Raw genomic sequence first — 20,493 nt, 5'->3', positions numbered from 1 at the left:
TCGGGAAGGTGCCGCCGGACGGTGGCACCTTCCCGAGATCAGACCCCGAACACCTTTTCCGTGTACGCGTTCGCGAACCGCCGCTCCGGATCCAGCTCCCCGCGCAGCGCCAGGAACTCGTCGAACCGGGGATAGGCCGGGCGCAGGTCCTCTGCCGTCCGGTAGTTCATCTTCCCCCAGTGCGGCCGTCCGCCGAGCTCCAGCGCCATCCGCTCGAACTCGCGGAAGTACTCCTCGTAGGGCATCCCCCGGTACTGGTGGATCGCGATGTAGCAGGAGTCGCGCCCGTAGGAGGGGGACAGCCACAGCTCGTCGGCTGCGGCGCACCGCACCTCCACCGGGAACACGATCTTGTAGGGCAGCGCGTCGATCACCCGCTGGAGCCCGGCGAACGCCTCGCGCAGCACCTCGCGCGGGAAGCTGTACTCCATCTCCACGAACCGAACCCGCCTCGGCGAGCAGAACACCTCGTGCGAGGCCCCGGTGAACTCCCGCGCGGACAGCACCCGGGCCGACAGCCGGGTGATCGACGGGACGAGGCGGGGCGCGGCCCGACCGACCCGGCAGAGCCCGTCGAACACGGTGTTGGACAGGAAGTCGTCCTCGAGCCAGCTCTTGAACCCGCCGAGCGGCCGGTCGTCGCGCCCGACCCGGTTGTTGGCCTTGGTGAGCGCCCGGTCGGTGTACGGGAACCAGTAGAACTCGAAGTGGTCGTTGGCCCCGAACAGGTCCTCGTACCCGGCGAGGACGTCGGCCAGGGGCACCGGCCCCTCGGTGGCGTGCAGGACGAAGGCCGGGCAACAGCGCAGGGTCACCTCGGTGAGCACGCCGAGCGCGCCGACCCCGACGACGGCCCCGTCGAAGCCCGGCTCCCCTTTCGCGAACCTGCGGACCTCCCCGGTGCCGGTGACCAGCTCCAGGGCCTCGACGAAGGTGGCGAGGCCGCCGAGTCGGGAACCCGTCCCGTGCGTACCCGTCGAAATGGCTCCCGCGATGGTCTGCGCGTCGATGTCGCCGAGGTTGGGCAGCGCGAGCCCGTGCGAGGCGAGCAGCGGGTTGAGCACGTGCAGCGGCATGCCGGCACCCACCGTGACCAGGTCGTTCTCGACGCTGACCAGGTCGGTGAACCCGTCGAGGGACAGCCGCATGCCCGTCGTGACGGCCGCGGCGCTGAACGAGTGCCCCGATCCGAGTGCCTTTATCGGACCATCGAAGCTCTTGATGGCATCGATAAGCTCATCCCGAGAGCCCGGGGTAACCGCCCTTGCCGCGGTCTCGCGCTGGTTGCCGGCCCAGTTCCGCCATTCCTGCATGTGACGTGAGTACTCTTCATGTCTGCCCCGCGTCAAGGGGCCGGAGGGGGACGGCTCCAGTTCGCTGGGACGAATCGGGCATGATGTGCAGACGGTTAGTGTACGGACACGGAGGCACTAGGACATGGCGGTTAATCAGGTCCGAAACGGGCCACTGCGCCGACTGCCGGTGCAGGAGCGGAGCGCAGCGCGCGTCGAGCGGATGCTGGACGCCTGCGCCGCCCTGGTCGACGAGCTCGGCTACGAGGACCTCACCACCACGCTCGTCGCGGAGCGCGCGGAGGTCGCGATCGGCTCGGTGTACCAGTTCTTCCCGGACAAGCGGGCCCTGGTGCAGGCGCTCACGGAGCGCAACCTCGCGGAGTACCTGCGCCGGATCGGCGAGCGGTTCGCGGCCGAGACGGTGGCGCACTGGTGGGACGGGGTCGACGCGGTGATCGAGGAGTACATAGCGCTGCGCCGGGACCTGCCCGGGTTCCGCACCCTGCACTTCGGCGACGTCGTCGACGTGCACCTGCTGGACCCTGAGCTGGACAACAACGCGGCGATCGCGGCCCGACTCGGCGGGCTGCTCGCGGACCGGTTCGGGGTCAACCCGCCGGAGCTGCAACTCGCGGTGGCCGTCGAGACGGGGGACGCCCTGATCAAACTGGCGTTCCGCCGGGACCCGAACGGCGATCCGGCGGTGCTGGCGGAGGGTAAGGCGATGATCCGGGAGTACCTGGCCAAGCACGTGTGACGCCATGGGGCGAGCACCCGCGCGGGGTGCTCGCCCGGTCCTGACTAGTCCCGGCGGGCCGGGGCGATGCAGGTCGTGCAGCCGGAGTCGATGAGCAGCGACGTCCACACCTGGTTGAGGTTCGAGCTGTCGCAGGCCGTCTGGTAGAGCGCGTTGCCGACGTTGGCCCGGTTCAGGCACTTGCCGCTCAGATCGCTCTTGATCAGCCAGTTCTCCGAGCCCCGCGGGTTGGTGCTCACGTAGACCGAGGTCCAGCTCTGGTTCAGGGCCCCGGTGCAGCTCCACTGCTGGACCGTGCCGCCGTCGGCGGTGGACCAGCCGGCGAGGTCGAGGCACTTGCCGCTGTGCAGCACGACGAACTGGTGGCCCTGGAACTGCCACTGCTGGTTGGCGGCACCGCTCGTGCCCGGGTTCTTGCAGGGGTACTCCTGGACGATCGCCCCGTTGGAGCTCGACGAGTTCTTGACGTCGATGCAGTTGTGGCTGGCCTTGTTCGAGTATTCGATCCACCAGTCCGAGGCGTGCGCCGTGGCCGGTGCCATCGTGATGAAAGCGACCGCCGCGGTCGCCAGCGTCATCATGATCCGCTTCAACATGTGACCTCATTTCCCTTGGTACGGGCGAGAGCTGGGTTGCATAGTTGCTCCACCTGGCATACGGCGGCGCACACACGCCCGTATGCTCGCCGAGGGGCGACGGGAGGCCACTGTGGAATTGCGGGTTCTCGGCGCGCTGGAGGTGCGCGACGGCGGGCTGGTGTCCGCGCCCCGGCGTCGGCTGACCCGGGTGCTGCTGGGCATGCTCGCGCTGCGCGCCAACCTGCCGCTGTCCACCGACGCGATCATGGACGCGCTGTGGGGGTCAGCGCCGCCGCGGTCCGCCCGGGCCAACCTGCGGTCCTATGTGGCCGAGCTGCGCCGCCTGCTGCCCGGCGCGTTGCCTGCCGACCCGCGGGTCGAGGCGGTGCGCCGCGGCTACCTGCTCCGGGTCGGCACCACGGGCCTGGACGTGCTGCGCTTCGAGGCCCTGGCCGCCGAGGGCCGCCAACACCTCGCCGACGGCGGCTACGGCCTGGCCGCCGACCGTCTCGGGCACGCCGCCGGCCTGTGGCGCGGTCCTGTGCTGGCCGGCCTCGACATCCCCGACGCCGTCGCCGCCGACGCCCGGCTGCTCGACGACCGCCGGCTCGACGTCACCGAGCACGCGATCGACGCCCGGCTCGCGCTCGGCCAGCACGCTGACCTGGCCGCCCAGCTGCCGACCCTGATCGCGGGGCACGAGCTACGCGAACGGCGCTGGGGCCAGCTGATGCTCGCGCTGTACCGGTGCGGACGCCAGGCCGAGGCCCTGGAGACCTACCAGCGCCTCTACCGGCTGCTGGCCGACGAGCTGGGCGTCGAGCCCGGCCCGGAGAGCCAGGAGCTGCACGGCCGGATCCTGCGCTCCGACCCGGGGCTGGGCGCGGATCCGCTGAGCCCCCCGGCCCCGGCGCCGTGGCAGCTCCCGCCGGTCCCGGCCGGATTCGTCGGTCGGACGGCCGAGCTGGCGCTGGTCGACGGGGCGATGCGCGCTGCGGCCGGCCCCCGGGGCCCGATCGCCGTCACGGTCCTCAGCGGCACGGCCGGGGTCGGCAAGACGGCGCTGGCCCTGCACTGGGCGCACCGGGCCCGCGAACGCTTCCCCGACGGCTGCCTGTACGTCGACCTGCGCGGCTACGGCCCCGACCAGCCCCGGCTCCCCGAGGACGTGCTGGTGGAGTTCCTCAGCGCCCTCGGGGTGGAGTCCCGGCGCGACCTGACCGGCACGTACCGCACGGTGCTGGCCGGCCGGCGGATGCTCGTCGTCCTCGACAACGCCTGGTCCGCCGACCAGATCCGGCCCCTGCTGCCCGGCGACTCGTGCGGGGTGCTCGTGACCAGCCGCGACGCCCTCGCCGGCCTGGTCGCCAGGGACGGCGCGACCAGGGTCGACGTGGAACTCCTGCCGGCGGGCGACGCCGTGGACCTGCTCCGCGGCCTGATCGGCGGTCGGGCCGACGCCGAGCCGGGCACCGCCGAGACCCTGGCGCACCGGTGCGCCCGGCTGCCCCTGGCGCTGCGGATCGCCGCGGAACTCGTGGTCGACTCCCCGGCGACCACCCTGTCCGAGCTGGCCGGGGAACTCGCCGACGAGCAGCACCGGCTCGACGTCCTCGACGCCGGCGGCGACGCGCAGACCGCCGTCCGTTCGGTGCTGTCCTGGTCCGACCGGCACCTGTCGCCCGGGGCGGCCCGGGCGTTCCGGCTGCTGGGGCTGCACCCCGGAAGACACTTCGACCGGTACGCCCTCGCGGCCCTCGCCGACGCCCCGCCCCGCCCCCTGCTCGGCAGCCTGCTGCGCGCGCACCTGGTGCACGAGGTGTCCCCGGGCCGGTACGCCTCGCACGACCTGCTGCGCAGCTACGCCCACGAGCTCGCGGCCGGCCTCGACGAGCGGCACGCGGCCCTGGCCCGGCTGTTCGATCAGCAGGTCTACACGGCCTCGGTGGCGATGGACCTGGTGTACCCGCACGAGGCGCACCGCCGCCCCAAGGCCGTCGAGCCGACGGTGCCCACCGAGGCGTTCGCCGACCCGGACGCTGCCAGGGCCTGGCTCGACGCGGAGCTGGACAACCTGCTCGCCGTCGCACGGCTCGCCGCCGACACCGGCTGGGGCGGGCCCGTGGCGACCCTGTCGGGCACCCTGCACCGGCACCTGTCCACCCGGGGCCGCTACGTCGACATGCTCGCCCTGCACGACCTCGCTCTCGACGTGGCCAGGGAGGCCGCCGACTCCCGGGCCGAGTCGGCGGCACTGCACGACCGGGGCGTGGCGCTCTTCCGGATGGGTCGGTTCAGCGACGCCCTCGACCAGCTCGGCCGGGCGCTGGCGATCCGGGCCGAGAACGGCGACCGGATCGGGGAGAGCGCGACCCTGCACCGGCTCGGCACGGTGCACAGCGAGGCGGGCCGCCCGCACGAGGCGCTCGACCACTTCCACCGCGCCCTGGCCGTCGCCGGCGAACTGGGGGACGTCGCCGCAGAGGGCGCGGTTCTCGGCAACATCGGCCTCGTGCACGAGTGGCTGGGCGAGTGGCCCGACGCGCTCGACTGCTACCAGCGCGCCCTCGCGATCCACCGGGCGACCGGCTTCAGGACCGGGGAGGGCGACACCCTCAACAACATCGCCATCGTGTACCGGCACAGCGGCCGGGTTCCCGAGTCCGTCGACCACCTGGAACAGGCCCTCGCTGTCTACCGGGCGGCCGGCGACCGGGGCGGGGTGGGCGTCGCGCTCAACAACCTCGGACTGGCCGCGGCGAACCGGGACGACTGGGCGGCAGGCCGGATCCACCTCTCCGAGGCGCTGGCCGTGCACCGCGAGCTCGGCAGCCGGGTCGCCGAGCTGGAGACCCTGAACATCCTCGGCCTGCTCGAACACCGCGAGGGCCGGCACGCCGACGCCGTGGCCCGGTTCCGCGGCACCGTGGCGCTCGCCATGGACCTCGGGGTGCCCGGTTCCCTGATGAACGCCCACCAGGGGCTCGGCCTGGCCCTGGAGGCCGTCGGACAGCGCGGGGCGGCCCTGGTGCACCTGGAGGCCGCGCTGGAGCTGGCCCGCGGCACGGGCGCGCGCAAGGCCGAGGCGACGGCGCTGCTGAGCGTGGCGCGGTGCGCGCCGGAGCCGGAGGCGACCCGGCTCCGCGCGCTCGCAGCGGCCCTGCACGAGGCACTGGGCCTCCCGCCCGACCCCTGACCGGGCCTGGGCCTCCCGGCCGATGCCTGCTCAGGTGCCGGGCGAGCCCGCCCGGGGCCGGCGGTCGTGCCCTACAGGAACGCCTTGCCCTCGCCCCGGTACGTGGGCAGCACGTCCACCACCTGGTCCCCGGTGACCAGGTGCAGCTCGTTGACGTGCTCGCACAGCTCACCGGCCTTGGCGTGCCGGAACCACACCCGGTCCCCGACCCGCAACGCGTCGGCCCCGGGGCCCAGCAGCGGCGTCTGCACCTCGCCGGCCCCCTCGGAGCTGTTCAGCTTCAGCCCGGCCGGGAGATAGGGGCTCGGCAGCCGGCTGCCGTGCGCCGGCCCCGAGGCGACCCAGCCCCCGCCGAGCACCGTCGCGATCCCGGGAGCCGGTCGGCGGACCACGGACAGGGCGAACAGGGCGGCCGGTCGGGGCTGCCAGGCCGAGTACCCGTCGAAGAGGGTCGGGCCGAACAGTCCGCTGCCGGCGGTCAGCTCGGTGACGGCGTCCTCGGCCGCGGTCAGGTGCAGGCTGCCGGTGCCCCCGCCGTTGACGAACTCCAGCTCACCGTGCCGGCGCACGGCGGCCACGGCCGCGGCCCGGCGTTCGGCCAGCTCGGCGGCCGACCGGCGCTGGATGAACCGGACCATTCTGCTGTAGGCGCGCCGGCCCGGCTGGGCGTCGCCGAGGCCGGCGATCTGGGCCTCGTACCCCATGACGCCCACCAGGGTGAATCCCCGGCGTCCGGCGATCAGGCCGGCGAACTCGCCGAGCGCCGTCGGGGAGTGCAGCGGCGAGCGCCGGACCCCGATGTGCGCCCCGAACGGCCGCCAGGAGGCGTCGAGTTCCAGACAGAGTCGGAAGTCCGGCCGGTGCGTCGGTGCCACGGCCGCGTCGATCAGGTCAAGCTGTGCGGGGTCGTCGACCATCAGGGTGACCTTGTCGGTGTACTTGACCAGGTCGGCGAGCCCGCCCCGGTCGGCCGTCGGGTAGGCGACCAGGATGTCGTCGCTCGTGCCGGTCTCGGCGAGCCACAGGGCCTCGGCGAGGGTGAAGGCCATGACGCCGGCGTACCCGGGCAGGGCCAGGGCTCGTTGGATGAGGGGCCGACAGCGCACGGACTTGCTGGCGACACGGATCGGCTTGCCGCCCGCCCGCTGGAGCATGGCGGCGGCGTTGGCGTCGAAGGCGGCGGAGTCGACCACCGCGAACGGCGGGTCGAGATGGGTGGTCGCTAGGTCATAGCGCGCAGGCATGGCCCAGCTTAACGCGAAACCCACTCACATTGATGGTGCCACGGAGTCGGACGGCCAACAGTTATACAGTGATCGGCAGTATCAGGCTTCCGAGTTGGGGGATTCGTCATCAGCGCGCAGGTCGATCTGTCCAGCGGAGCCGACGTCCGCGCGATTCTGCGAATCCGGCCGTTCCGTCGTCTCTGGCTCGTCCTCAGCCTGTCCTCGTTCGGGGACTGGCTCGGGCTCATGGCCACCGCCATCTTCGCCACCGCCCAGGTCAGCTCCTCGGCGGCCAAGGGCGCGGCCTTCGGCGGTGTGATCGCCATCCGGCTGCTGCCGGCCCTGATCCTCGGGCCCATCGCCGGAGTGTTCGCCGACCGGTTCGACCGCCGGTACACGATGGTGGTCTGTGATCTTCTGCGGTTTGTCCTGTTCGCCTCGATCCCGCTGGTCGGCACGCTCGCCAGGAACGCCGGGGTCGCCGTGAGCTGGGCCGCGATCGCCACCTTCCTGATCGAGACCGTCGGCATGATCTGGGCCCCCGCCAAGGAGGCGGCCGTGCCCAACCTGCTGCCCAAGGGCAAGCTCGAACGGGCCAACCAGCTCAGCCTCGTGATGACCTACGGCGTCGCCCCCGTGTCGGCCGCCCTCACGATCGTCGTGGTGTCCTCGCTGCTCAAGGCCAAGACGGACACCTGGGCCTCCCCGTCGAACATCGCGCTGTACTTCAACGCGCTCACCTTCCTCGCCGCCGCCGTGACCGTGTTCTTCGGGATCAAGGAGATCAGCGGCCGCAGCGCCAAGCGGGACAAGGGCGAAGGGGTGCTGACCCAGTTCCTCGACGGCTGGCGGTACGTCGGCCGCACCCCCCTCGTCCGCGGCCTCGTCTTCGGGATGCTCGGCGCGTTCGCCGGCGCGGGCGTCGTGATCGGCGCCGGCCCGTTCTACGCCGAATCCCTCGGCGGCGGCGACGCCTCGTTCGGGATGCTGTTCGGCACCCTGTTCGTCGGGCTCGCCATCGGCATCGCCCTCGGCCCCCGGCTGATCGGCACCCTGTCCCGCAAGCGCTGGTTCGGCGCGAGCATCGTCATGGCCAGCTGCGCGGTGTTCCTGCTCGCCATCGCCCCGCACCTGGCCGTCGCCGTCCTCGGCGCGCTGTTCGTCGGGTCGGGTGCCGGCATGGCCTTCCTCGCCGGTACGACCATGCTGGGCACCGAGATCGGCGACGACGTCCGGGGCCGGGTCTTCGGCTTCGTGTGGACGGCCGTCCGGGTCGTCCTCATGCTCAGCATCTCCCTGTCGGCCACCCTGGTCGGCTTCGGCGGCACCCGGCTCATCTTCGGCGTCAACGTGTCCTTCACCCGGATCCTGCTCGCCGCCGCCGGCATCGTCGGCGCGATGGCCGGCGTGCTCGCCTTCCGGCAGATGGACGACCGGCCCGGCGTGCCCGTCCTCAAGGACATCTGGGGCGCGGTCAGCCGCCGGCCGCTCACCGTCGGCGAGACCGACCCCGGCAAGGGGCTGTTCATCGTGTTCGAGGGCGGCGAGGGGGTCGGCAAGTCCACCCAGGTCGTCAAGCTCGCCGCGTGGCTGCGGCTCCGGGGCCAGGAACCGGTCGTCACCCGCGAACCCGGGGCCACCGACATCGGCATGCGGATCCGGGGGCTCGTCCTCGACGGCAAGGACGACATCTCGCCGCGCGCCGAGGCACTGCTGTACGCGGCCGACCGGGCCCAGCACGTCACCGAGGTGGTCCGCCCGGCGCTCGCCGAGGGCAGGGTCGTGCTCAGCGACCGGTACGTGGACTCCTCCCTCGCCTACCAGGGCGCCGGCCGGACCATGGCCGCCGACGAGATCAGCTGGCTGTCCACCTGGGCGACCGGGGCGCTCAAGCCCGACCTGACCATCCTCCTCGACCTCGACCCGGCCGTCGGCCTGAAGCGGGCCGGGGAGCGCAGCGGGGCCGACCGGATCGAGTCGGAGTCCCTGGCCTTCCACGAGCGGGTCCGGTACGCGTTCCTGGACCTTGCGTCCGCCGATCCGAAGAGCTACCTGGTCATCGACGCCTCCGGGGACCCGGAGAAGATCGCGCTGGAGATCCGGGAGCGGATCGACGTCCTCCTAACCCGGGAACCGGCCCATGTCTGACGCCCAGGGGGCGACGCGCCCCGGCCCGCCCGGCGGCGAGGGACGGCATGTGCGTGCCAGCAGTGGGGCGTCCCTCGTGGAGCGGGCGCTTCGCGTCGAGAGGCGGAGCGGATCGTGAACGGTGGCGTCTGGAGCGACCTCGCCGGCCAGGACGACGCCGTCGCCACCCTGCGCCGCGCCGCGCTGGCCGCCGACGCCGTCGTGCGCGGCGAACAGGTCCCGGCTGGCGCGATGACCCACGCCTGGCTGTTCACCGGCCCGCCCGGCTCCGGCCGGTCCGTGGCCGCCCGGGCGTTCGCCGCGGCCCTGCAGTGCCCCGACGGCGGCTGCGGCGTGTGCCCCGCCTGTCACACCGTGCTCGGCGGCACCCACGCCGACGTGCGGTTCGTCGTCCCCGAGGGCCTGTCGATCGCGGTCAGCGAGATGCGCGCCCTCGTACTGCGGGCGGCCAGCTCCCCGACCCAAGGCCGCTGGCAGGTGCTCCTCGTCGAGGACGCGGACCGGCTCACCGAGGCCGCCGGCAACGCGCTGCTCAAGGCCATCGAGGAGCCGCCGCCCAGGACGGTGTTCCTGCTCTGCACCCCGTCGACGCACCCCGACGACATATCCGTGACGATCCGGTCCCGGTGCCGGGTCGTCGCCCTGGGCACCCCGAACATCGAGTCCATCGCCCGGGTGCTCGTCGAACGCGACGGGATCAGCCCGCCCGAGGCCCAGTGGGCGGCCGCCGCGGCCCAGGGACACGTGGGCCGGGCCCGGCGGCTCGCCCGCGACCCGGAGGCCCGGGCCCGCCGCGAGCAGGTGCTGGGGCTGCCCCGCAAGCTCACCAACATCAGCGCCGCCTTCGACGCCGCGGCGACCCTGATCGCGGCGTCCGAGGCCGAGGCCGCGTCCTCCGTCGCCGAACTGTCGGCGAAGGAGAAGGCCGAACTGGAGACGGCCCTCGGCGCGGGCGGCACCGGCAAGGGCGCGGCGGGCGCGGCGAGGGGCACCGCCGGCATCCTCAAGGACCTCGAACGACGGCAGAAGTCCCGGGCCACCCGTGCCCAGCGCGACGCCCTGGACCGGGCGCTGATGGACCTCGCGGGCCTGTACCGCGACGTCCTCGCCCTCACCCTGCGCTCCCCGGCCCGGCCGATCCACGCCGACCGGACGGACATGACGCGGGCCGCCGCCGAGCGCTGGACCCCGGAGTCGACCCTGCGCCGCCTGGAGGCCGTGCTGGCCTGCCGGGAGGCCATCGACGCCAACGTGAAGCCCCGGATCGCCGTCGAGTCGATGATGCTGTCCCTCTGGCAGGGCTAGGGCCAGCCGACGCGCGCCGGGTCGGTCTCCTCCGTAACCCTCGAATGATGTTGATCTTCTGACGACGATGCCGCCCCCACCAGCAGGCAGGGGCGGCATCAGGTGTGACTACAGCGCGGAGGACTCCGCCAGAGCCTCGGCCGCCTCGGGCGACGGTGCGCCCTTCAGCGTCTTGTCCGGCAGGAACAGCGCGACCAGCACGGCCACGAGCGACACCGCGCCGGCGACCCAGAACACGGTGTGCAGCGAGTTCACGAACGAGTCCTGAATCGCGCCCTTGATGACGCCGGGCAGCTTGGCGATCTCCTGCGGGGAGGTGAGCAGGGCGCTCATGTCCTTCGGGAGCTTCGCCGCCTGCTCGCGGGGCAGCTGCGCCACGGCCTTCGGCATCAGCTCGGTCATCCAGCTGGTGAGCTTCGTGGACAGCACGGCTCCGAGGATCGCGACGCCGAACGAGCCGCCCAGCGACCGGGAGAACGTCGACGTCGACGTGGCCACGCCCAGGTCCTTGGGCCCGACGGCGTTCTGCACGGCCAGGACCAGGGGCTGCATGCACAGGCCCAGCCCGATGCCGACGACGGCCATGTAGATCGCCGTCTGCCACAGCGGGGTGGCGACCTGCAGCTGGGTGAACAGGCCCAGCCCGGCGGTCATCGTGACCGTGCCGGCGACGATGTACCACTTGTACTTGCCGATCTTGCTGATCGACCGGCCGGCCACGATCGACGTGATGATGATGCCGGCCATCATCGGCAGCATCTGCAGCCCCGAGACGGTGGGCGTGTAGCCCTTGACGATCTGCAGGTACATCGGGATGTAGATGATGCCGCCGAACATGCCGACGCCCAGGATGAACGCCGCGAGGTTGGAGATCGAGAACGTCACCGTCCTGAACAGGCGCAACGGCAGGATCGGCTCGGCGGCCCGGGTCTCGACGACCAGGAACGCCGCAGCGAGCGCCGCACCGGCGGCGAAGAGGCCGATGATCGTGGCGGAGCTCCAGGCGTACTCCTTGCCGCCCCACGACGTGGCGAGCAGCAGCGACACGACGCTGGCGACGAGCAGCCCGGCGCCGAGGTAGTCGATCTTGTGGTCCTGGCGCTTGAACGGCACCCTGCGCAGCAGTCGGTCGATCATGACCAGCGCGATGATGCCGATCGGCAGGTTGATGTAGAAGATCCACCGCCAGTTGTGGTCGGCGAAGTAGCCGCCCAGCAGCGGGCCCGCGACGCTGGACAGCCCGAACACCGCCCCGAACAGGCCCTGGTACTTGCCGCGCTCCCGGGGTGCGACCACGTCCGAGATGATGGTGAACGCCAGGGTCATCAGGCCGCCGGCGCCCAGGCCCTGGATGCCCCGGAACAGGATCAACTGGATCATGTTCTGCGACATGCCAGCCAGCAGCGAGCCGACCAGGAAGGTCCCGATCGCGAACAGCAGCAACGGCCGGCGGCCGTACAGGTCGGAGATCTTGCCGTACAGAGGGGTAGAGGCGGTCGACGCCAGCAGGTACGCGGTCACCACCCACGAGTAGTGGTTCAGGCCGCCGAGTTGGCCGACGATGGTCGGCAGCGCCGTGCCGACGATCATCTGGTCGAGTGCCGCGAGCAGCATGCCGAGCATGAGCCCGGACATCAGCGTCCAGATCTGTTTCGGGCTGAGTTGTACGTTCATTTGTCCTCCACGGCGCATCGCACCGCCATCGCTTCGTTCAACTGCGTGAACAGCCGGGCGAACTCGCCCCGTTCGTTCTCGTTCCAATCGCTGAGCATCGACGCGATCTCCGCGCGCCACTTGCCCCGGTTGTGCTCCAGGACCGCGTGGCCCTGCTCGCTGACCCGGACCAGGCTGGCCCGGCCGTCCGCCGGGTCGGCGTCGCGCTCGACCATGCCGGCGGCCTCCAGCGCGGCGACCTGACGGCTGATCGTCGACAGGTTGAGCTGCGCGAGACCCGCCAGGGTGGTGAGCCGCACGGGACCATCTGTGTCGATCATGCCGAGCAGGATGTAGGCGGGGCGTTCCAGGCCGTCGTCCTGGGGCTTGATCAGCTGGAACAGCGCCTGGGACCTGCGGAAGAACAGTCCGATCTGACCGAGGATCTCGTCGGAGGGATTACGGGACGTCATGTCAACTCCTCCCCGACCCCGTTTGTGAAGGGCGCTGCGCGCCTCGCGTTTCACGCAGGGGCGCTACGCCCTTGCGTTTCACGCAAGGGGGCCAGGGCCTTGCGTTTCACGCAGGGGCGCTACGCGCCCTGCTTTAAACTTGCTCCCTGAAAGCATCCGTCATAGGGAACGCTTCTGTCTCGAAACCCCTTCATGTTGTGACGAGCGGCACGGAGAATTCGGTCGACCCGCCCCTGACCGGGGAGAATGCTGAGGCGCGTGAGTATCAGACGCTGGGCCCCCGACCTCAGCCCGTTGCGTGAGTTCCGCGACTTTCGGCTGGTGTTCAGCGCCCGGAGCGTCACCTTCCTCGGCGCGATGATCACGCACGTGACCGTTCCGTACCAGTTGTATGCGATCACCCATGACGTGTTCGCCGTCGGCCTGATGGGGCTGTGCGAGCTCGTGCCCCTGCTGTTCATGGCCTTCGTCGGCGGCGCGCTCGCCGACTACGTCGACCGGCGCAAGCTCGTCCTCTACAGCGAGCTGGCGTTCGCCGTCCTCGTCACGGTGCTGATGCTCAACTCGCTGTCCGGCCGTCCCCAGCTCTGGGTGCTCTACGTCTTCGCCGGGCTGACCGCCGGGGTCGCCGGCATCCAGCGCCCGGCCCTCGACTCGATCATCCCGAGGCTGGTCAGCCCGGAGAAGCTCCCGGCGGCGGTGTCCCTGAAATCCACTGCCACCACCGCCGCGATGCTCGCCGGGCCTGCCGTGGCGGGCGTGCTGATCGCCGCGGTCGACCTCCCGTGGGTGTACGCCGTCGACCTCGCCACCTACGCGTTCTCCCTGGTCTGCCTGCTCCTGGTCCGCGCGGTCGCCCCACCGGAGGCCGCCGAACGCCCGAGCCTGCGCACGGTGGTCACCGGCCTGCGGTACGCGCGGAGCCGGCAGGAGCTGCTGGGCACGTACCTGATCGACATGAACGCGATGTTCTTCGGCATGCCCACCGCGCTGTTCCCCGCGCTGGCCCTGAAACTCGGCGGCCCCGGCGTGCTGGGCCTGCTCTACTCGGCCCCTGCGCTCGGCGCGCTCGTCGCCTCGCTGACCTCCCGGTGGGCCGAACGGATCCACCGGCACGGCCTCGCCGTCGCGCTCGCCGCCGCCGGCTGGGGGCTGGCCATCATCGGATTCGGGCTGTCGCGTGCCCTCTGGTTGGCCCTGTTCTTCCTGGTCCTGGCCGGTTGGGCCGACATGATCTCCGGCCTGTTCCGGAGCACGATGTGGGGCCAGACCGTCCCCGACCGGCTGCGCGGCCGGCTCGCCGGCATCGAGGTGATCTCGTACTCGTCGGGGCCGACCCTCGGCCAGGTCGAGTCCGGGGTCGCGGCGAAGCTGATGGGCGTGACCGGCTCGGTGGTCTCCGGCGGGGTGCTGTGCGTCGTCGGCACCGTGGCGATCTCGGCCCTGCTACCGAGGTTCATCTCCTACGACAACCGGCAGGGGATCGCGGTCCGCGTGGCGGAGGAGGCGGCGTCGCCGGGCGGGAACAAGCCTGCGGCGCCGGTACCTGAATCACGGTGAGATCCATGTACACGACGCCGCAGGCCCCTGCACCCCCCGCAGGTCTTCGAACCAGTTCGGTTCTGCAATATTTCTAGCATTTCGCCCATCCGTGGGGAGCAAAACCGGATTTTTTACATATGCCGGTCTTGGACACTCAGATCCTCGGCCAAGCGCGGGCCTGCGGTCTTCGTGTCGCCCGATAGAGTTCCCGCATGGGCATGCTGTGCGCCGTCAGTTTCAACCGGTACGGACGGCTCTACTACCTCGACCCCGGTGACCTCACCCCGCAGGTCGGCGACAAGGTCCTGGTCCCCACCGACGACGGCTCAGCGGTCGCCGAGTGCGTCTGGGCGGCGCAGTGGGTCACGGAGGACACCGACGGGTTCCCCCGGCTGCTCGGGCTGGCCGGCGACGAGGACCTGACCCGCGACGCGTACATCCGCAAGCGCAAGGCCGAGGCCAAGGTCGCGGCCAAGAAACTGATCCGCGCCCACGACCTGCCCATGAAGATCGTCGGGGTCGACCACGTGCCCGGCGGCGACGTCGACCGCAGCACCGTCTACTTCACCGCCCCCCAGCGGGTCGACTTCCGCGGCCTGGTCCGCGACCTCGGCGCGACCCTGAAGTGCCGGGTCGAACTGCGCCAGCTCTCCGCGCGCGACTCCGCCCGGATCCAGGGCGGCATCGGCTCCTGCGGGCGGGACCTGTGTTGCGCCACGTTCCTCACCGACTTCGAGCCGGTCACGATCAGAATGGCCAAGGACCAGGACCTGCCGCTGAACCCGCTGCGGATCTCCGGGGCCTGCGGCCGGCTGATGTGCTGCCTCAAATACGAGCATCCGTTGTACCAGCAGTTCCAGGCCACGGCACCGGCCGTCGGCTCCCGGGTGACCACGGGGGAGGGCGACGGCCGGGTGGTGGCGCACAACGTGCCCAGCGACTCGGTGGTGGTCCGGTTGGACTCGGACGGGTCCCGGCAGTCGTGCAGCCGGGCGTCGGTGTGCGGCTCGCGCCGGGCCTACGAAGGCCTCGACTAACGGCGACGGGGCGGGCACCCGGAGGTGTCCGCCCCGTCCCCGGGATTGCTCAGTTCAGCTCAGCGTCATGGCCGTGTCGTCGATGACGAACGAGGTCTGCAGCGAGCTGTCCTCGGTGCCGGTGAACGTGAGGGTCACGGTCGTGCCGGCGTACCCGGACAGGTCGACTGTGCGCTGCACGTAGCCGGCGGCGGCGTTCACGTTCGAGTACGTGGACAGCACCGTCGAGCCGGCCTTGAGGGTCAGCTTGTCGTACACGGTGCTGCCGGTCTCGGCGGTGTCGATGTGCAGCCAGTAGGTGAGGGTGGCCCGGCAGCCGGCCGGGATCGCCACCGACTGGGACAGGGTGTCGGTGTGCGTGCTGCCGTAGCCGTCCAGCCAGGCCTTGTAGGACCCGGTCCGCGCCGGCTGCGACGTGCCGTTGTCGATGACGCCGGCGGAGGCCGTCCACGAGGCCGAGCCCGACTCGAAGCCCGGGTTGAGCAGTTTCTGGCCGGAGCAGCCGCCGCCGGTGCCGTTGACGGTCCAGCTGAACGAGGTCGAGCCGGTCGCGTTCGTGGTGTCCTTCGCGGTGACCGTGACGTTCGAGGTGCCGGCGGTGGTCGGGGTGCCGGAGATCAGGCCGGTGCCGGCGTTGATCGACAGGCCGGCCGGCAGGCCGGTGGCGGAGTAGGTCAGGGTCTGGCCCGAGGCCGAGTCGCTGGCCTGGATCTGCAGGCTGGCGGCGGTGCCGACCGTGCCGGTCTGGCCACCCGGGTTGGTCACCGTCACCGTGTTGCCGGTGGGCGGGGTGGCCCCGGTCAGCAGGCAGCCGCTGACCGTCAGGTCGATCTGGCGCCCGGAGTTCAGGCAGGTGGTGAACCAGTACGTCTGCTCACCGTAGCTCTGGCCCTTGGTGACGTGCGTGGTGCCGTCGGCCCACACCTCGCACGGGTTGTTCAGGGTGCACGTCGCGCCGTCGTCGTTGCCGGTGTTGTTGATGCCGATCACGTTGCGGGCGCTGTCCAGGATCGGGGAGCCCGAGGTGCCGTGCGTGGTCTGGCAGCCGGTGTTGTACCGGATCGAGTCCTTCCAGGTCCAGACGTCCTCCTTCAACGTGGGCACGAACCCGTTGATGGAGCACGACCAGGTCTGCTTCCAGTACGAAGACGGGATCGTCATCGCGATGCCGTCGGCCGGGTGGCTCGCCGAGACCGTCATGGCCGTGACGCCGTAGCTGGTCTTGATCGAGGCGAAGGTCGTGGTGAGCTGGTACAGCGAGACGTCCGTGCCCGTCATCGTCGCGTAGATCAGCTTGTCCGCCTGCAGGGTGCCCAGCGCCGTGCCGGCGTCGTTGAGCAGGGTGCCGGACCGGGTGCTGGCCTTGTTCTGCAGCACCACCCCGGCGCCGGGCATGCTGCCCTCGTAGCAGTGCCCGTTGGTCAGCATCAGGGCCCGGTCGGTGTCCACCGAGGACGGGAAGCGCACCAGCGAGGCCGAACAGTTGTTCAGCGCGATCGTGGCGTTGAGCCCGCTCGCCTGGAGGCTCGGGGCCGCCGAGGACGGCGCCGCGACACCGGCGGCGACCACCGCTGCCGCGAACAGCGACGCGCCGAGGCCGGTGAGGAATTGTTTACGCATGGATGCTCCACGATGTTCGGGGCGCCAGTACCGGGGGGTGGATTGGCTGTCCGGAGTATCGGGACCCGCACTTCAAGGGCGACTCAAGGCGACGTTAAATGTTTCTGAAGGCCGTTAACCTCCGTTCACAGCTGACCGCCGGCGGACCGTCGGAAGCCGCGCAGGCCTCGCCGTAAAAAATGATGGTTTTCTATGACACGACGATCGGGGACTCGATCAGGTGCGGGACCAGGGGGTCGACCGGGGCCAGCAGGCTGGGGCCGTCGCCGGTGTTCGGCTGCCACGCGCGGCCGGAGCGCTCCAGGCCTATCGGGTAGATCGTCAGTGACCCGTCCTTGGCGAACTTCATCCGCAGGAACGACTTCGAGTCGATGATGCCCTGGCCGGCGAAGAGTTCGTTGCGGTTGACGCCGAACCGGTCGGCGATCAGCAGGTAGGCGGCGACGATCTGCACGCCGAGCACCGAGGCCACGGGCAGGTAGAGCAGCGTGGACGCCGAGCCCCACGGCGGGTCGAGGTGCACGAACGGCAGCCTGTTCCAGACGATCATCCCGGCGATGGCGAGCGCGAGATGGCCGCAGCCGTGCAGGAACCCGGCCGACCAGTGCCGTTTGCGGATCACCCGGGCCTCCAGAGTGGAGAACCCGACCGTCGCCGCGAACGCGACCGCCACCATCCCGATCACCGGCAGGGTGAGGATCCGGGGCTTCGAGGAGACGAACGCGAGGAGCACCAGCGTGTGCAGCAGGCCGATGAGCAGCGCGAACGTTGGGTTCCGCAGCGGCATCCGCCAGAACACGCCCCAGCCGTAGCGCTTCGAGTCCTCCTTGCTCGGGTACGTCGTCTGCAACGGGTGCACGGCCGCGCCCCCGACCACGGGCACCGCGATCCCCTTGGGCAGCCCGTGGGTCCCCGCCAGGTACGCCCCGCCGCCGCCACAGGTGATGAAGCCGTCGCCGTACCGGGCGTAGTGGTGCGCGTCCCCGGACAGGTGCAGCTTCACCCGCACATCCCGGTCCCCGATGATCTTCTTGATGAAGTACTTGATCGTGTCGTACTCGCTCGGCTTCTCCTCCGTGTACACCCACGACGGCGCCGGCGACGCGATGATCACCTTGTCGCCGGGCTTGAGCTCCTTGGCCGCCGCGCGGAAATAGTCCATCTGCGGCTCGTCGAGATACGCGTCGAACTGCTCGTCGATCGCGTACAGCCACCAGCCGTGCGGCAGCTTGAGCGCGAAGTAGCTCCGGCTCTGCGGACTGCGCCAGCCGCCGAAGTGCCGGCCCTTGCCGAAGAGGCGCAGGAAGGCTGTGAGGCCGTCGTACCAGTCGTGGTTGCCGGGGAGAGCGTAGAGGGCCGGGGCGCGCAGGTCCGCGCCGTCGTCGTCGGAGTCGGGGAAGGCCGTGGAGTAGGGGCCTTCGCAGCGCTCGCGGTAGCCGATCGCCGAGCCGACCGGGTAGACCTGGTCGCCGCCCATGACGAGGACGTTGCCCCGGGGGAGGTCGGTTTCCGCGCCGGGTCCGGGTGCAGCGCCGGGTTCGCCGCCTGCGCCGGGGCCGGTGGCGGGCGGTGGCGTGAGGCGCAGGCTCGGCTGGGCCAGGAGGTAGGCGATCGAATACGTCGAGTCGAACCCGTCGCCGACGTCTGCGACGTAGTCCAGCCACAGCTCCTCGCTGTCGTGCCGGAACGTCGGCTGCTCGAACATCGCCTGAAGTTCACGTTTGTCCAGGTACGCCCCGAAACGTTGCGCCAGGAGCACGCGCAGGGCCGTCCCCGCCAGCTGCCCCGGTGCGAACCAGGCGACCGGCTTCTTCCGGATTGGTTCCGTGGTGTCCATCGTCCAGCACCTTATCCACTGGGATCTTGAGTCGGATAGATGCCTGTCATGGACCTGTCAGTCCGAATGTCCGCTGGCTGAGGGGTGGTTCGCGAGAACCCGATCGTTCACGTATGCTGGGGCGGCGACACCGGCCTGCCGGTGCCCGTTGTAGTGCCGCCTTAGCTCAGTTGGCCAGAGCAACGCACTCGTAATGCGTAGGTCTCGGGTTCGAATCCCGAAGGCGGCTCCAGCTCAGGGCCTCGATCATCGATCGGGGCCCTTTTGCGTGGAGCTACGCGTGGAGCTATTCGAGCTATGTTGGCTCCATGGCCACCCCACAGGGCACCAAAGGACGCACCCGTGGAGAGATCGAAGAGCTCCCGTCGGGATCACTCAGAGTCAGGGTTTACGCGGGAATCGACCCCGTTTCGCGCAAGCGGAACTACCTGGTCGAGACCGTTCCTCCCGGCCCGAACGCCGCCAAGTTGGCCGAGAAGGTCCGCACCCGGTTCCTCAACCAGGTCGACGAGCAGCGCAACCCGAAGACCAAGGCGACGATCGGTCAGCTCATGGACCGGTACATGGAGCTCACCGAGATCGACGACAAGACGAAGTCGGGCTACGAGGGGATCATCCGGAACCACATCCGGCCGTTGCTCGGGCACGTCCAGGTGGCCAGGCTCGACGGTGAGGTTGTGGACTCGTTCTACGCCGAGCTGCGCCGCTGCCGAACACACTGCAAAGGCCGTGCCGGCACCGACCACCACACCGAGGGGCCGCACAGCTGCGACAAACGCTGTCGGGCCCACGTCTGCAAGCCCCTCGCCCAGGCCACCATCCGCAAGGTGCACTGGGTGCTCAGCGGGGCGTACAAGCGGGCGATCCGCTGGCGCTGGCTCACTGTCAACCCCATCGAGATGACTGAGCCGCCACCGTCCCCACCGCCGAAGCCGCACCCGCCGACGACCGACCAGGCCGCCCGAATCCTCAACGAGGCGTTCAAGGATCTCGACTGGGGCATGCTCGTCTGGATGGCGATGGTGACGGGCGCCCGCCGCGGCGAGCTGTGCGCGATCCGGTGGGAGTACGTGGAACTCGACAAGGGCGTACTGACGATCCGCAGCAGCATCGGTCAGGAGGGCGGCCGGACCTGGGAGAAGGACACCAAGGACCACCAGCAGCGCCGGATCGCGCTCGACGCGGATTCGATCGCGCTACTACGCGCCTATCTGCTGCACTGCGAGACCCAGGCCGATGCGCTGGGCCTCAAACTGCCTAGGGACGCGCGGGTGTTCTCCCTCGACCCAGACCACGCCACATGGCGGAAGCCGGATTCGGTGAGTCAGCGGTACTCGAACATGTGCGCCCGGCTCGGCTGGGACATGAACATCCACGACCTCCGGCACTACTCGGCGACGGAGCTGATCAGCAGCGGGGTGGACGTGCGCACGGTCGCGGGCCGGCTCGGGCACGGTGGGGGAGGGACGACGACATTGCGGGTGTACTCGGCTTGGCGGGCGGAGGCTGACCAGCGAGCGGCAGGCAACCTGACGAACCACATCCCACGCCCGCCGGTTGCCCTGGACGTCTCAGGTACGCCGACAACGGTGCGGGAGCCCGAGGAGCCCTCCGCGCCGTACGAGAGAATCGCCGCTGACCTTAGGGCTGCGATGGCATGTGGAGTTCTGCGTTCTGGAGACGAGCTTCCCACAATGGCCGACCTAGGGAATCGATACAGCGTCGCGATCAGTACGGCGCACCGTGCCGTCGAGCTGCTGCAAGCAGAGAGGCTAGTTGCGGTCTCGCGTGGGAGGCGCGCGCGTGTTGTCTAACCTGCAACCGAA

Annotated in this window: 14 protein-coding genes and 1 tRNA gene; 8 read left to right on the top strand and 7 right to left on the bottom strand. The window is 70.6% G+C overall.

All coding sequences use genetic code 11. The features are described 5' to 3' along the window. Positions 1–38: 38 nt before the first annotated feature. Positions 39–1,313, bottom strand: coding sequence for a D-arabinono-1,4-lactone oxidase (locus IW245_RS27050; protein ID WP_197005971.1), 1,275 nt, complete (start codon positions 1,311–1,313; stop codon positions 39–41). A 124-nt stretch (positions 1,314–1,437) separates the two neighbouring features. Here IW245_RS27050 and IW245_RS27045 point away from each other — a divergent pair, with 124 nt between their 5' ends. Beyond that, a complete protein-coding gene (locus IW245_RS27045; protein WP_372445253.1) occupies positions 1,438–2,052 on the top strand; it encodes a TetR/AcrR family transcriptional regulator in 615 nt (204 codons plus the stop codon). Positions 2,053–2,096: 44 nt separating this feature from the next. Here the strand turns inward: IW245_RS27045 and IW245_RS27040 are convergent, their stop codons facing one another. Further along, the gene (locus IW245_RS27040; protein WP_197005970.1) at positions 2,097–2,648 is read right to left on the bottom strand and encodes an RICIN domain-containing protein; all 552 of its coding nucleotides are present in this window, start codon (positions 2,646–2,648) and stop codon (positions 2,097–2,099) included. Positions 2,649–2,760: 112 nt separating this feature from the next. On the opposite strand from IW245_RS27040, the gene IW245_RS27035 reads away from it, so the two are divergent. Then, positions 2,761–5,826, top strand: coding sequence for an AfsR/SARP family transcriptional regulator (locus IW245_RS27035; RefSeq protein ID WP_197005969.1), 3,066 nt, complete (start codon positions 2,761–2,763; stop codon positions 5,824–5,826). A gap of 71 nt (positions 5,827–5,897) precedes the next feature. On the opposite strand, the gene IW245_RS27030 is transcribed toward IW245_RS27035, so the two are convergent. Further along, the gene (locus IW245_RS27030) at positions 5,898–7,070 is read right to left on the bottom strand and encodes an amino acid deaminase/aldolase (RefSeq protein ID WP_197005968.1); all 1,173 of its coding nucleotides are present in this window, start codon (positions 7,068–7,070) and stop codon (positions 5,898–5,900) included. A 153-nt stretch (positions 7,071–7,223) separates the two neighbouring features. Here IW245_RS27030 and tmk point away from each other — a divergent pair, with 153 nt between their 5' ends. Beyond that, positions 7,224–9,200 (top strand): dTMP kinase, encoded by a 1,977-nt coding sequence (gene tmk / locus IW245_RS27025; RefSeq protein ID WP_197008701.1) that lies wholly within the window; start codon positions 7,224–7,226, stop codon positions 9,198–9,200. A gap of 114 nt (positions 9,201–9,314) precedes the next feature. Continuing rightward, positions 9,315–10,505 (top strand): DNA polymerase III subunit delta', encoded by a 1,191-nt coding sequence (locus tag IW245_RS27020; RefSeq protein WP_197005967.1) that lies wholly within the window; start codon positions 9,315–9,317, stop codon positions 10,503–10,505. 108 nt (positions 10,506–10,613) lie between these two features. Here the strand turns inward: IW245_RS27020 and IW245_RS27015 are convergent, their stop codons facing one another. Both IW245_RS27015 and IW245_RS27010 read right to left on the bottom strand, forming a co-directional pair. Further along, positions 10,614–12,179, bottom strand: a complete 1,566-nt coding sequence (locus IW245_RS27015; protein WP_231398954.1) for an MDR family MFS transporter — start codon at positions 12,177–12,179, stop codon at positions 10,614–10,616. Then, positions 12,176–12,631, bottom strand: a complete 456-nt coding sequence (locus IW245_RS27010) for a MarR family winged helix-turn-helix transcriptional regulator (RefSeq protein WP_197005965.1) — start codon at positions 12,629–12,631, stop codon at positions 12,176–12,178. The genes IW245_RS27015 and IW245_RS27010 overlap by 4 nt, the downstream gene beginning before the upstream one ends. A gap of 258 nt (positions 12,632–12,889) precedes the next feature. Between IW245_RS27010 and IW245_RS27005 the strand changes: the two genes are divergently transcribed. Further along, complete coding sequence (locus IW245_RS27005) at positions 12,890–14,191, top strand: MFS transporter (protein WP_233472942.1); 1,302 nt, start codon at positions 12,890–12,892, stop codon at positions 14,189–14,191. Positions 14,192–14,385: 194 nt separating this feature from the next. Continuing rightward, entirely contained in the window at positions 14,386–15,210 is an 825-nt protein-coding gene (locus IW245_RS27000) for a PSP1 domain-containing protein (RefSeq protein ID WP_197005963.1), read from the top strand. Between the two features lie 54 nt (positions 15,211–15,264). Here the strand turns inward: IW245_RS27000 and IW245_RS26995 are convergent, their stop codons facing one another. Both IW245_RS26995 and IW245_RS26990 read right to left on the bottom strand, forming a co-directional pair. Continuing rightward, positions 15,265–16,830, bottom strand: a complete 1,566-nt coding sequence (locus IW245_RS26995; protein ID WP_197005962.1) for a putative Ig domain-containing protein — start codon at positions 16,828–16,830, stop codon at positions 15,265–15,267. 190 nt (positions 16,831–17,020) lie between these two features. After that, positions 17,021–18,667: a metallophosphoesterase gene (locus IW245_RS26990; RefSeq protein ID WP_197005961.1), complete on the bottom strand. Its 1,647-nt coding sequence runs from the start codon at positions 18,665–18,667 to the stop codon at positions 17,021–17,023. Positions 18,668–18,822: 155 nt separating this feature from the next. Here IW245_RS26990 and IW245_RS26985 point away from each other — a divergent pair. Next, positions 18,823–18,899: transfer RNA gene (locus IW245_RS26985), tRNA-Thr, on the top strand. A gap of 76 nt (positions 18,900–18,975) precedes the next feature. Beyond that, entirely contained in the window at positions 18,976–20,481 is a 1,506-nt protein-coding gene (locus IW245_RS26980; RefSeq protein ID WP_197005960.1) for a tyrosine-type recombinase/integrase, read from the top strand. Positions 20,482–20,493 lie beyond the last annotated feature (12 nt).

It is taken from the genome of Longispora fulva (genome assembly GCF_015751905.1).
Classification (GTDB): Bacteria; Actinomycetota; Actinomycetes; order Mycobacteriales; family Micromonosporaceae; genus Longispora; species Longispora fulva.
This window is presented reverse-complemented; position numbering and strand designations above follow the sequence as displayed.